Origin of the sequence: Brachybacterium paraconglomeratum (assembly GCF_039541415.1) — a bacterium.
Lineage (GTDB): Bacteria > Actinomycetota > Actinomycetes > Actinomycetales > Dermabacteraceae > Brachybacterium > Brachybacterium paraconglomeratum_A.
In genome coordinates, this window is record NZ_BAABGE010000003.1 from 26,519 (window position 1) to 39,771 (window position 13,253).

Annotated in this window: 10 protein-coding genes; 2 read left to right on the top strand and 8 right to left on the bottom strand. The window is 70.0% G+C overall.

Annotated elements, in window-relative coordinates:
* Positions 1-24: 24 nt before the first annotated feature.
* From ABD893_RS04075 to ABD893_RS04085, 3 genes are all read right to left on the bottom strand, one after another.
* Positions 25-1,035 (bottom strand): L-idonate 5-dehydrogenase, encoded by a 1,011-nt coding sequence (locus ABD893_RS04075; protein WP_345076273.1) that lies wholly within the window; start codon positions 1,033-1,035, stop codon positions 25-27.
* A 160-nt stretch (positions 1,036-1,195) separates the two neighbouring features.
* Complete coding sequence (locus ABD893_RS04080) at positions 1,196-1,969, bottom strand: FadR/GntR family transcriptional regulator (protein ID WP_345076274.1); 774 nt, start codon at positions 1,967-1,969, stop codon at positions 1,196-1,198.
* A gap of 64 nt (positions 1,970-2,033) precedes the next feature.
* Entirely contained in the window at positions 2,034-3,464 is a 1,431-nt protein-coding gene (locus ABD893_RS04085; protein WP_345076275.1) for an Nramp family divalent metal transporter, read from the bottom strand.
* Positions 3,465-3,637: 173 nt separating this feature from the next.
* On the opposite strand from ABD893_RS04085, the gene deoC reads away from it, so the two are divergent.
* On the top strand, positions 3,638-4,303 hold the full coding sequence (gene deoC, locus ABD893_RS04090) for a deoxyribose-phosphate aldolase (protein WP_345076276.1): 666 nt from the start codon (positions 3,638-3,640) through the stop codon (positions 4,301-4,303).
* A 72-nt stretch (positions 4,304-4,375) separates the two neighbouring features.
* Here the strand turns inward: deoC and ABD893_RS04095 are convergent, their stop codons facing one another.
* Both ABD893_RS04095 and ABD893_RS04100 read right to left on the bottom strand, forming a co-directional pair.
* Complete coding sequence (locus ABD893_RS04095) at positions 4,376-6,091, bottom strand: phospho-sugar mutase (protein ID WP_345076277.1); 1,716 nt, start codon at positions 6,089-6,091, stop codon at positions 4,376-4,378.
* Positions 6,088-6,987, bottom strand: coding sequence for a purine-nucleoside phosphorylase (locus ABD893_RS04100; protein ID WP_345076278.1), 900 nt, complete (start codon positions 6,985-6,987; stop codon positions 6,088-6,090). The genes ABD893_RS04095 and ABD893_RS04100 overlap by 4 nt, the downstream gene beginning before the upstream one ends.
* A 152-nt stretch (positions 6,988-7,139) precedes the next feature.
* Here ABD893_RS04100 and ABD893_RS04105 point away from each other — a divergent pair, with 152 nt between their 5' ends.
* Positions 7,140-8,606, top strand: a complete 1,467-nt coding sequence (locus ABD893_RS04105) for an NAD(P)H-quinone dehydrogenase (protein ID WP_345076279.1) — start codon at positions 7,140-7,142, stop codon at positions 8,604-8,606.
* 361 nt (positions 8,607-8,967) lie between these two features.
* On the opposite strand, the gene ABD893_RS04110 is transcribed toward ABD893_RS04105, so the two are convergent.
* From ABD893_RS04110 to ABD893_RS04120, 3 genes are read right to left on the bottom strand one after another with little or no spacing between them, the layout of a single operon-like run.
* Positions 8,968-10,749 carry an acetyl/propionyl/methylcrotonyl-CoA carboxylase subunit alpha gene (locus ABD893_RS04110; protein ID WP_345076280.1) on the bottom strand — a complete coding sequence of 594 codons (1,782 nt, stop codon included), beginning with the start codon at positions 10,747-10,749 and terminating at the stop codon, positions 8,968-8,970.
* A gap of 54 nt (positions 10,750-10,803) precedes the next feature.
* Entirely contained in the window at positions 10,804-11,556 is a 753-nt protein-coding gene (locus tag ABD893_RS04115; protein WP_345076281.1) for a Maf family protein, read from the bottom strand.
* Complete coding sequence (locus ABD893_RS04120; protein ID WP_345076282.1) at positions 11,553-13,232, bottom strand: DUF885 domain-containing protein; 1,680 nt, start codon at positions 13,230-13,232, stop codon at positions 11,553-11,555. The genes ABD893_RS04115 and ABD893_RS04120 overlap by 4 nt, the downstream gene beginning before the upstream one ends.
* Positions 13,233-13,253: the final 21 nt, after the last annotated feature.

The following is a 13,253-nucleotide window of genomic DNA, read 5'->3' on the forward strand; positions in this document are numbered from 1 at the left end:
CCGCTGTTCCTCACAGCACGTCACTCAACCGATCCGGAGCACGACTTTGCTGCTGGTGGGATCGGACACCTGGGTGGTGAACGCCGCTGCGGCCTCCTCGATGTCCATGACATGGCTGATGACGTGCTCGGCGAGGTCATCCTTCGCCAGCAGCGCCACCGCCTCCTCGATCTCGCTGACGAAGCGGTAGGTGCCGCGGTAGTCGATCTCCTTGGAGACCACGGGGCCCAGCGTCACCGAGACCTGCGTCGGCGGCAGGTTGCCCACCTGCACCACGACCGAGGCGCGGGTGATCGAGCGGAAGATCGCATCGAGGGACGCCGGTGCACCGGACGCTTCGAAGGCCACGGTGACCGTGTCGGGCATGCCTTCGGCGCTGTCGAGCGCCTCGTCGGCACCCACCGCGAGGGCGCGCTCGCGGGCCGGCGCGGCGAGATCCACGGCGGTGATGTGGGCGGCGCCTGCGGCACGGGCAGCGACGATCACCAGCAGACCGACAGGTCCGCAGCCGGCGACCAGCACATGCGCGCCACCGACGTCGCCAGCGCGGCGCACCGCATGCATCGCCACGCCCAGCGGCTCGGCAAGCACCGCGCGACGGGTGTCCAGGCCCTCGGGCAGCGGCACCACCTGCTCGGCTCCGACGGTGATCACCTGGGCGAAGCCGCCATCGGTGTGCGGGTCCTGTGCGGCAGAACCGAGGTAGGTCAGCTGCGGGTGGAGGTTCGCGCGGCCGCCGAGGCGTTCGGGCAGCGGCCCGGTGGTGTGGGCGGGATGGACGGTGACCGGCTGCCCCTCGGTGAGGGACAGGACGCCCTCACCCAGGCGCAGCACCCGGCCGGAGACTTCGTGGCCGAGCACGAACGGATGGGACATGACCGCGGTCCCGGAGATCCCGCGGCGCCAGTAGGCGATGTCGGAGCCGCAGATGCCGCCCCATTCGACGGCGATCTGGACCTGCCCAGGGGAGGGGTCTGTCGCGGGGCGGTCGACGACGCGGAGGTCGTCGATGCCGTGGATCTCGAGTGCGCGCATGATGCGGGGCCTTTCGGGTCGGTGGTGGGTGCAGTGGCAGTGGCAGTGGCACAGTGGCACAGTGGCACAGTGGCACAGTGGCACAGTGGCGGTTGGCGGCTCACAGCTGGCGGAGCAGCGGAGCGGTGCGTTCGGGCAGCACAGGGCTGGGTCAGGCAGTTCAGGGGATGATTTCGAAGGCCTCCACGGCGCGCATGTGATGTTCCATCGCTGCTTCGGCGGACGCGGGGTTCCCGGCGAGGATCGCATCGATGATCCTCAGGTGGTCGGTGTGCTCGGAGCCGACCAGGCCGTGGGAGTCGCGCGCGGCGCGCACGTCCTGCATGGCACGGGACAGGGGGGTGCTGACCGCCTCGAGCAGGCCCTGCAGGGCCTGGTTCCCGCTGAGCTGCGCGATCTCCTGATGCAGGGAGAGGTCGAGCTGCGGGTAGAGCGTGGAGTCGTGCAGTGCGGCGCTCAGCTTCCCGCGCAGGGATTCCAGGCGCTCCCGGCCTCCCGCTGGCTCGTCGGCCCCGGTGGCGAAGCGAACGGCGGCCCGGAGCGCGGCACGCACCTCGAGTGGGCCGCGCACATCCATGAGCGTGGTGAAGCTGTCGTCCCGGGACTCGCGGATCGCGCGGCTGAGGTAGAAACGTACGAGCTCGGGGTCCGGCGGGCGCACGGTCGCGCTGCGCCCGTTGCTGACTTCGATGATGCCGAGGGCGGCCAGGGCGGCCAGCGCCTCCCGGATCACGGTGCGCGAGACCCCGAACCGCTCGGCGAGGGTTCCGGTGGCGGGGAGGGGATTCCCGTCCGTGAGGCCTTCTTCGTCGATCAGCCCCAGCATGGCCTCGCGGGCACGGTCAGCGAGCGAGCCGCGCGCGAGATGCTCTCCGGGGGTGTCCTTCATGGGGGCGGAGAGGTGCTTCCAGGCGGTGGCACTGAGATCAACCATGGGGCAGCTCCTGTGGTCCGATGACCGGCCCGTACGGGCCGCTCGCGGTGAGGTTCGGGGGCGCTCAGAACGCGTTGAGCAGACCATAGATGCCGACGAAGACGATGGCGATCGCCGAGATCCACAGCATCACCATGGTGGGCGCACCGTCTCGAATCCTCGGATCGGTCTGCTTGTAGGACAGATACATCGTCGCCGCCGCAACGCCGATCAGGAAGATCGCGTTGAGGATGCCCGCGATGATCACCAGCGCGAGCGGAGAGGAGACCGCGGTGCCGAGGATGCCCCAGCCGATCGGCAGGATGATCATGATGACGCGTTGCCAGCGGATGCGTGCCTGCTGGTCATTCCAGTCGTAGGCACCGAAGATCGCGAGCGTGTGGCCTACCTGCCGGCCGAGGCTCGGCACGTTGGCGAGGATCGTCTTGAACATTGCCAGTCCCGCACCGATGAGGAACAGCACCCCGCCCCAGCGGCCGACGGCCGAGTCGAAGATCGAGGAGATGGTGAGCATGACGTCGTTGCCCTCGGGAACCAGGCCCTGCGGGTGCAGCACCGCGGCACCGAGGATGTAGAACGCGGCGGTCGAGACGGTGTAGATGACCCAGGAGACCCAGGCGTCGACCTTCATCACCGAGATCCAGCCGCGGGCGCGGGCGACCCAGCTCTCGGAGCCGTCGTTGGGGCCGGTCCAGGCGGCGTAGCCCTTCTCTACCACCCAGTAGGTGTAGGCGGTGGTCTCGCCCGCTCCCACGCCGGTCATACCGAACATCGCCAGTGCCACGCCGAAGGCGCCCGCCGCGATCTCGAAGCGCATGCCGTCGCCGAGGTCGGCGAGGCTCCAGGCGAACTCGGTGCCGTTCAGGAGGAACACCATGGTGATCGCGAAGGCGGTCACCAGCAGCACCAGCACGGTGGAGATGTTCTCGACGACCGCGTAGCGGTTCGCGGCATGGATCGCGATCGCGACGACGACCAGGATCGCTACCCACACACCGATCGACAGCAGCGAATAGGGGTCCGGGCCGATCGGGAACAGGGTGCTGAAGGCGAAGGCGGAGGCGCTGATCACGCCCGCCTGGCCGATGAAGAACTGCAGGAACATGAACAGCACGAGCCAGGAGATCCAGCCGCGACCGCCGATCTTCGGGGGCACGTCCTTGTATCCGTCCAGGGCGACGCGGCCGGTGGAGATCGACCAGCGCGCCAGCTCGATCTGCACCCACACCTTGAGGAACGTCGAGACCAGCACCAGCCACAGCAGCATGAAGCCGACCTGGGCGCCGAGCGTGGTCGCGGTGAGCAGCTCGCCGGAGCCGACGACCGCGGCGGAGGTGATCATTCCCGGGCCCAGGAAACGCAGCTTCCCGCGGAAATTGCGAGGCGGCTCGGCGATCAGTGCGCCGTCGATCACATAGGGATCGACGTCAGCGCTGAGAGTGGTGGCTCTCGGTGCGCTCGCCGCGGTGTGGGGTGGGGGTGTGGACGTCGACATCGACGGATCTCCTCGGGCCTGAACAGATGGTGGATGCATCACGCGGCCTGCATGCCGCGTCGCATCGAAGAATCGCAACCTATCATATAGGTAGAGAGGTGTGGCGGGCGGTCGTGACCTGATCGAGGCCGGTGCGGATGCGCGAGACAGGGGTGTTCTGCCAAGATCACTGCATGACCACACTCGACCGCGACCAGCTCGCCGCCCTGATCGACCACACCCTGCTCAAGCCCGAAGCCACGACTGCGGACGTCACCGCACTGCTGCGCGAGGCGGAGGAGCTGGGCACCTACTCCGTCTGTGTCTCGCCCTCGATGCTGCCGCTCGGGACCTCCGTCAAGGTCGCCACCGTGTGCGGATTCCCCTCGGGGCAGCACGCGCCGTCCGTCAAGGCCGCTGAGGCCGCCGATTCCGCGGCGAAGGGGGCCGACGAAGTTGACATGGTGATCAACGTCGGGCTCGCACGAGCGGGTGAGTTCGCGGCGGTCGAGCAGGAGATCCGCGCCGTGCGTGAAGCCGCACCGGCCCCGGTGGTGCTCAAGGTGATCATCGAGTCGGCCGCTCTCACCGACGAGCAGATCGTCGCGGTCTGCGAGGCGGCGGAGCGTGCTGGCGCCGACTTCGTGAAGACCTCCACCGGTTTCCACCCTGCCGGGGGCGCCACCGAGCATGCCGTGCAGCTCATGCGCAGCACCGTCGGCGACCGGCTGGGCGTCAAGGCCTCCGGCGGGATCCGTACCCGCGAGGCTGCCGAGGCGATGGTCGCCGCGGGCGCCAGCCGACTGGGACTGTCCTCCTCGAGGGCGATCCTCGAGGGCGGCACCGGCTCAGGTTACTGAGGGGTCGAAGCACTCAGAGCTGGGCATAGCGCCCATGACCGGCTGGACCTCGACCTCCGGGCTCGGAGCCGCTCAGGCGGCTCCGAGCACCAGCCGAAACTCGTCCTTCAGCTGCTCCAGACGTTCCCCGGCGCTGCCTCGGATCTCGCTGATCTGTGCGGCGCTGGCCCCTTCGGGGTATGCCGTGACCAGCTCGAGGTAGCACTTGAGCTTCGGCTCGGTCCCGGAGGGCCGCACCACCACCCGGGTGTCGTCCTCGCTGCGCAGCAGCATGCCCTCGGTCGGCGGCAGCCCGGTGGTCTCCAGCGATCCCTGGGAGAGGTCCTGATTCTCCAGCACCCGCGAGCCCAGCAGCGCCGTGGGTGGGGCAGTCCGCAGCCGCTCCATCATCAGACCGATCAGCGACAGGTCCTCCACACGGATCGACAGCTGCGCGGTCGAGTGCAGGCCATGCCCCGCAGCGAGCTGGTCGAGCCGCCCGACCAGCGTGGTGCCCTCGGCCTTCGCCAGGGCCGCCATCTCCGCGACCATCAGCGCCGCCGAGAGTCCGTCCTTGTCGCGCACGACCTCGGGCAGCACGCAGTACCCGATCGCCTCTTCATATCCGAAGGCGATCCCCGGGGCGCGAGTGATCCACTTGAACCCGGTCAGCGTGGCCGTCGCCTCCAGACCCGCGTCCTCGGCCACTCGACCGAGCCACCGACTGGAGACGATCGAGCGGGCCAGGACGCCGCGGTAGCCGTGCCGCTGCACCAGGTGATCGCCGAGCAGCACGCCCAGTTCATCGCCGGTGAGCATCCGCCAGTCCTGCAGATGAGGATCGAGCACCGCGGCCGCGCAGCGGTCCGCATCGGGATCATTGGCGATCACCACATCGGCCTCGAGGGTGCGGGCCAGTTCGAGTGCGAGGTCGATCGCGCCGGGCTCCTCGGGGTTCGGGAAGGCGATGGTGGGGAAGTCGGGGTCGGGGTCGGCCTGCTTCGCGACCGGATGCACGTCGGTGAAGCCGGTGCGGTGCAGGGCCGCCAGGGCGAGCTCGGTGCCGACGCCGTGCATCGCCGTGTGCACGATCCGCACGTCGCGGGGGCCGCTCTCCGAGGGCAGCTCGCAGATCGCTGCGAGATAGTCCTCGCGCAGCTGCTCGCCCAGCAGCTCCCAGCCGGAATCGGCGACAGGGATCTCCCGCACAGGGCCGACGGCGGCGATGCGAGCGGCGATCTGTACATCAGAGGGCGGCACGATCTGCACGCCGCGGCCGTCGGGCTCAGCGGCGCGGCCGCCGAGGTAGACCTTGTAGCCGTTGTCCGCCGGAGGATTGTGAGAGGCGGTGACCACGATGCCGGCGTCGGCCTCGAGCTGCCGCACACCGAAGGCCACGAGGGGAGTGGGACCGAAACGCTCCAGCAGCTGGACTCGGCAGCCGGCGGCGACCATGATCGCGGCGGAGCGGCGAGCGAAGTCCTCGGAGTTGTACCGGGCATCGAAACCGATGACCACCAGCGGCTGCGTCAGCTCGAGATCACCGAGCAGGTGATCGGCGAGCCCGCGCGCCGCGCGGGAGACCACCGCGAGGTTCATCCGGTTCGGGCCCGGCGCCATCCGCCCCCGCAGCCCAGCGGTGCCGAACTGCAGATCGGCGGCGAAGGCGTCGGAGAGCTCCTCCTGCGCCACCTCGCTGCCGGACTCCGCCTGCTCGAGGAGGCTCGAGAGCGCGGCATGCGTCGCAGGATCGGGATCATCCTGGATCCAGTCCTGGATCTGCAGGTGCAGGCTGGCCGCGAGACTCATGCGGCGCCGCCGGATCCGCTCATGGTGCCGGTCCCGCCCGTTGTGTCGCTGTCGCCCGACGCATCATGGCCGCTCGCCGCGCCCGTGATCCGGCGAACGGTCTCCGCCAGCAGCCGAGAGATGCGCGGGCCGGCGGCGCGGCCTGCTTCGAGCACCTCCTGGTGGCTCAGGGCCTCACCGCTGATCCCGGCGGCGAGATTGGTGACCAGCGAGATCCCCAGCAGATCCATCCCCGCCTCACGCACGGCGATCGCCTCGAGCGCGGTGGACATGCCGACCAGGTTCGCCCCGACAGCCTTGGCCATCTGCACCTCCGCCGGGGTCTCGTAGCTGGGTCCGGAGAACTGCATGTACACGCCCTCCGCGAGGCTCGCATCGACCTCGCGGGCGATATCCCGCAGCGCAGGGGTGTACAGATCGGTGAGATCCACGAAGTTCGCGCCGACCAGGGGAGTGGCCCCGGTGAAGTTGATCTGGTCGCGGATCAGCACCGGGGTGCCGGGAGCCCAGGACGGGTCGATGCCTCCGCAGCCGTTGGTCAGCACCATGGTGCGGGCGCCGGTCGCAGCAGCGGTGCGGACGCCGTGGACCACGGCATCCACCCCTGCCCCCTCGTAGAAGTGCGTGCGTGCTCCGAGCACGAGCGCACGCGCCCCCGTGCCCTCGACACGCACCGAACGCAAGGTCCCGATGTGGCCGGCGACAGCGGGTGGACGGAACCCGGGAATGGTGGTGGCGTCGCCCTGCCAGACGGTTTCGCCGAGCAGGTCGGCGGCCTCGGCCCAGCCGGAGCCGAGCACCAGGGCGAGATCGTGGGCGGGAACCCCGCTGGTCTCGGCGATCGCGGCGGCGGCGTCGCGGGCGAGCTGATACGGGTCGGATGCGGAAGCAGTCATGGTCAGAAGGTAGCGCAGTGAAGCACCTCGTGGGGTACTGCGCCCGGTCACATCGGCGAGACACTCTTGCACTGTGCTGTGATTCGGTGGTCGAATGCTCGGTTGCTCCCGAACCGATCCCTGACCGGCCCTGTCTTTGCCACAATGGCGGGGTGAGTGATCCCAGCACAGCCCTGCCGTCCGACCCTCGACGCCTCCCCGACACCGGTGGACGGCCCCGGGTGGTGATCATCGGTGGCGGCCCGGGTGGCTATGAGGCCGCCCTCACCGCTGCCCGGCATGGCGCCGAGACCCTCCTGGTCGAGGAGCGCGGCATCGGGGGAGCCGCCGTCCTCACCGATGTGGTGCCGTCCAAGACCCTCATCGCCACCGCCGACGTCCTCGATCAGGTCGCCGGTTCCCAACAGCTGGGCATCCGTGACGCCGACACCGGCTCCGCGCCCACCGCCCACACGCTGAACGTGGACCTCGCGGCCGTCAACCAGCGCGTCCGCGAGCTCGCCGCGGCGCAGTCCTCTGACATCCGCACGAGCCTAGAGGAGGCCGGGGTGCAGATCATCGAGGGACGCGGCCGCTTGGACGGCCCGGACCGGATCGAGGTCCTCGACCCTGCCGGGCAGCGGATCGCCCAGCACGAGGCCGAGGTGATCCTGCTGGCCGTCGGTGCGCGTCCGCGGGAGCTGGACAGCGCCCCGTGCGACGGAGAGCGGATCCTGAACTGGACCCAGCTGTACGCGCTGGACTGCCTGCCCGCGCACTTGATCGTGGTGGGCTCGGGGGTCACCGGCGCCGAGTTCGCAAGCGCCTACCGGGCGCTCGGCAGCGAGGTCACCCTGGTCTCCTCCCGCGAGAAGGTGCTGCCCGGCAGCGATGCGGATGCCGCTGACGTGCTCGAGGACGCTTTCGCACGTCGCGGCGTCACCGTGCGCTCTCGCTCCCGCGCCGCCACTGCCCGGCGCAGTGAGGAAGGCGTGGTGGTGACCCTCACCTCCGGCGAGGAGATCACCGGCAGTCATGTGCTGATGGCCCTGGGCGGCATCCCGTGGACCTCAGACCTGGGGCTGTGGACGGCGGGGGTGCGGGTGCAGGACTCCGGACACATCGAGACCGACCGTGTCTCCCGCACCTCGGTGCGGGGGATCTACGCCGCCGGGGACTGCACCGGTGTGTACCCGCTCGCCTCCGTCGCCGCGATGCAGGGCCGGATCGCGATGCATCACGCCCTCGGCGATGCGGTCTCTCCGCTGATCGCCACCCAGGTCTGCTCGGCGATCTTCACCAGCCCCGAGATCGCGGTGGTCGGGGTCAGCGAGCAGGAGGTGCTCGACGGGGAGGCGGCGGGGGAAGTGCTGGTGCTGGGACTGGACACCAACCCGCGCGCGAAGATGCAGGGGATCACCGAGGGGTTCGTGAAGCTGATCGTGCGCCCTGGCTCCCACACCGTGGTCGGCGCGGTGGTGGTCGCGCCCCGTGCCAGCGAGCTGATCCTGCCCTATACCCTCGCCGTCGCGCACCGACTCACCGCCGAGCAGGTCGCCGGCACGTTCACCATCTACCCCTCGCTCACCGGCTCCCTGGCCGAGGTCGCCCGGCAGCGGGTGCTCGACGTGGAGGCCTGAGCAGGCTGCACGGCCCATGCGGCACCAGGCGGCCCATGCGGCACCGGGCGGCTCCAGGCCTGACGGCGCCAGGCCCGACGGCACCAGGCTCTAGATCGACGTTCCGTACAGGAACGTGCGGGGATATTGATCCGAACGTCGATCTCGACGGCGCCAGCCAGCGTCAGACGGCACCGGGCGGCGCCAGACGGCGCCAGACCCGAGGGCACCAGGCTCGAGATCGACGTTCCGTACAGGAACGTGCGGGGATATTGGTCCGAACGTCGATCTCGACGGCGCCAGCCAGCGTCAGCTAGCGCCTGCCAGCGTCAGGCGGCACCAGAAGGCGCCAGCCAGCGTCAGTCGGTGCGAGGTCCGCTCGTCAGTCGTCGATCTGGCAGAGCACGGCGCCGGCCGAAACGGTGGCGCCGATCTCCGCATTCAGACCCTTGACGACACCGGAACGGTGCGCGGTGATGGGCTGTTCCATCTTCATCGCCTCGAGCACCACGAGCAGGTCACCATCGGAGACCGACTGCCCCTCCTCGGCGACGACCTTCACGATGGTTCCCTGCATCGGTGCGGAGACGCTGTTGCCGCCAGCGGCAGCCCCGTCACCGGAGGCCCGATGCTGACGCTTGCGGCGCTGGCGCACCGCGGCCTGCGGCGCACGCAGCGAGGCGGGAAGGCTGATCTCGACCCGGCGGCCGTCGACCTCGATCACCACGGCCTCGCGGTCCTCCGCCTCCTCGGGCTGAGAGGGCAGCGGGGCGGCCGGGAGATCGTTGACGAAGGCGGACTCGATCCAGGTGGTGTGCACGGAGAAGGCCTGCTCGGGATCCTCCGGTGCGAAGGCCGGGTCCTCGACCACCTTGCGGTGGAAGGGGAGCACGGTCGGGATCCCTTCGATCGTGAACTCCGCGAGCGCCCTGCGGGAGCGCTCGAGCGCTTCCTGGCGCGTGGCACCGGTGATGATGAGCTTGGCCAGCATGGAGTCGAAGGCGCCAGAGACCTCGTCTCCGGTGCGGACTCCCGTCTCGACCCGGACACCGGGGCCGGAGGGCGCGTCGAAACGCTGGATCCGGCCGGGCGCGGGCATGAAGCCGCGGCCCGGGTCCTCGCCGTTGATCCGGAACTCGAAGGAGTGGCCCCGCACGATCGGGTCCTGGTCGCTGATGCGCTCGCCAGCGGCAATCCGCAGCTGCTCGCGCACCAGGTCCACCCCTGCGATCTCCTCGGTCACCGGATGCTCGACCTGGAGTCGGGTATTGACCTCGAGGAAGGAGATGGTGCCGTCCTTGCCGACCAGGAACTCGCAGGTGCCTGCTCCGACATAACCGGCTTCCCGCATGATCGCCTTCGAGGAGGAGATCAGCTGGGCGTTCTGCTGCGGGGTGAGGAAGGGCGCGGGCGCCTCCTCGACCAGCTTCTGGTGGCGGCGCTGCAGCGAGCAGTCACGGGTGGAGACCACCTGGACGTTGCCGTGCATGTCGGCGAGGCACTGGGTCTCGACGTGGCGGGGGGAGTCGAGGAAGCGTTCGACGAAGCACTCTCCGCGGCCGAAGGCGGAGACGGCCTCACGCACGGCCGAGTCGAACAGCTCCCGTACCTCGGACTCCTCGCGGGCCACCTTCAGGCCGCGACCGCCGCCGCCGAAGGCCGCCTTGATCGCGATCGGCAAGCCATGCTCGCGGGCGAAATCGACGACCTCGTCGGAGTTCTTCACCGGGTCCTTGGTGCCGGCGACCAGCGGGGCGCCGGCCTTCTGCGCGATATGCCGGGCAGAGACCTTGTCGCCGAGCTTCTCGATGGCGGAGGGCGGCGGACCGATCCAGGTCAGACCGGCGTCGATGACCGCCTGAGCGAAGTCGGAGCGCTCGGAGAGGAATCCATAACCGGGGTGGACCGCGTCGGCACCGGAGCGCTTCGCGATATCCAGGATCTTGTCGACGACCAGGTAGGAGCTGGCGGCGGTGCTGCCACCCAGCGCATAGGCCTCGTCGGCGATCTGCGTGTGCAGGGCATCGCGATCGGGATCGGCGTAGACGGCGACGGAGCGGAGCCCGGCGTCCCGGCAGGCCCGTGCGACCCGCACCGCGATCTCTCCACGGTTGGCGATGAGCACCGTGGACAGGGGGCGGGGCTTGGAGGAGCGTGCGGGCATTGGCGGGGGTTCCTTCCGGGAGTCAGCAGTGGCCGAGTCTAGTACCGCGGGCGATCAGGCGGTGCCAGGGCCCGCAGGGTTGCCAGCCGGGGTCTCGCCCCACAGCTGGTGGATGCCCAGGCCGATGTCGTCGAGCATCCTGCGCAGCAGCGGCAGGGAGAGGCCGACCACGGCATGCGGGTCGCCGTCGACGCGTTCGACGAAGGGGCCTCCCATCCCGTCGATGGTGAAGCCGCCAGCCACTCCGAGGGGTTCGCCGGTGGCCACATAGGCATCGATCTCGTCGTCGCTGAGCTGGGCGAAGGTGATCTGGCAGCTTGCCGACGCGCCGAAGGTCGCGCCGGTGCCGCCGTCCTCCTCGTCGCGGTCATCCACGATCCAGTGCCCGGAGTGGAGCACGGCGGTGCGCCCCCGCATGGCCTGCCAGCGGTCCCGGGCACGCTCTGCGGTCAGTGGCTTGCCGATCATCTCGCCGTCCAGCTCGAGCATCGAATCGCAGCCCAGCACCACATAGCCGCCCTCGCTGCGAGCGGTGGCTGCCAGGGCCTTCTCCCGGGCCAGCAGCAGCACCTCTTCCTCCGCGGTGAGCTGGTCGCCGGGATCCCCGGAGGCGGAGGCGCGTTCGCGGGCGGCGGCGAGGATCGCGTCCTCATCGAGGTCCACCGGCAGCGCGGAGTGCTCGATGCGCGCCGCGCGGAGGGTGGCGCGGCGTCCCGCCGAGGCGGAGGCGAGCAGCAGCAACGGGTCGTAGTCGGAGTCGACGGTGGGATCGATCACCGCATCGGCAGCGGTCTGGGCGTGGGTCATGACATGGCCTCCTCGAGGACGGACAGGGGCAGGCTGCCCAGTTGCAGGGCGCGACGGTGGAAGTCTCTGGCGGGCTCGGGGGTCGCGGCGCGCAGCTGCTCCCAGACCCGCTGCCCGATCTTGTAGGACGGTGCCTGGCCGGGCCAGCCCAGGTAGCGGTTCAGCTCGAAGCGCTGCTCCGCCTCGGTCACGCCCCAATGCGCGCTCATGAAGTCCCAGGCCTTCTCGTAGCTCCAGGCACCACCCGCGGAGCCGGCGAGCCCCTCCGGCATCGGCAGGCCGCAATGCAGGCCGACATCCAGCACCACCCGGCCCGCGCGCAGACGCTGGGCATCGAGCATCCCCAGCCGGTCGCCGTCATCGGAGAGATGGCCGAGCTGATCCATCAGCCGCTCTGCGTACAGCGCCCAGCCCTCCCCGTGGCCGGAGACCCAGCACATCATGGCGCGCCAGCGGTTCAGCGTGCTCGCCTGGAGGGTCTGCGTGCCCACCTGCAGGTGATGTCCGGGGACCCCCTCGTGATAGACGGTGGTGGTCTCCAGCCAGGTGTGGAACTCGGTGGTCCCGGTCGGGACGTCCCACCACATCCGGCCGGGACGGGTGAGGTCCTCGCTGGGGCCGGTGTAGTAGATCCCGCCGGAGCCGGTGCGGGCGATCTTGCATTCGAGCCGACGCAGCGGCTCGGGGATGTCGAAATGGGCGCCGGCGAGGTCCTCGATGGCACGGTCGCTGAGGTTCTGCATCCAGCTGCGCAGCTCCTCGGTGCCGTGCAGGATCCGGGCAGGGTCGGTGTTCAGCGCCTCCTTGGCGGCGTCGACGGAACGACCACCGCCATTGCCGGCGCGGGTGTTGATGCGCTCCGCGACCTCTTCCTGCTCGGCGACCACGGAGCGCAGCTCCTCGATGCCCCAGGCGTAGGTCTCGTCGATGTCGATATCGGTCCCCAGGTAGGTGCGGGAGGCCAGGGCGTAGGCGTCCCGCCCGACGGCGTCGTGCTCGGGGGCGCGGGGGGCGAGCGTCTCCAGCTGGTCGGCAAGGTCGAGGTAGCCCTGGGCGGCGGTGCGGGCCGCCTCTGTGACCTGTGAGCGCTGGGCGTCATCGCCCACAGCGTCCCGGGCGAAGCCGGCGAAGAAGCCGTCCTCAGCGGCGTAGCCGCGGGCCTGCACCGCGCCGAGCAGGAGCTGGCGGCGGGAGGAGAGCACCCCGTGCTCAGCAGCCTCTTGCAGCGATTGGACCCAGGTGCTGAGAGTGCGGGGCATCGCCTGCATGCGCTGGGCGATCACGTGCCAGTCCGCGGCGGACTCGGTGGGCATCTGGTCCAGCACGTCACGGGATTGCAGCGGGGAGGCGAGGTTGTTGACGGTCGCGATGTCCAGTCGCTGCTCTGCGCGCTCGATCTCGAGGCCCAGGCGCTCGGTGAGCGCGGCCCTGGTGACGTTGTCGACCGCGTCCTGGTCGGGGACCTCGGCGATGCGTGACAGCAGGGTCCGTGCGGCCCCGGTGCGTTCGTCGACGGCAGCCGGGGAGTACTCGGTGACCTCGGTGTCGTAGCCGGGGATGCCGAGCGAGGTGGCGAGGAACGGGTCCAGGCGGGCGCTCAGCTCGACGTACTCGTCGGCCAGGCGATCAAGGGCAGAGGCGGTGCGCACGGAGGCGGAAGCAGCAGGCTCGGGCATGCGCCGCAGTCTAGTGCGAGG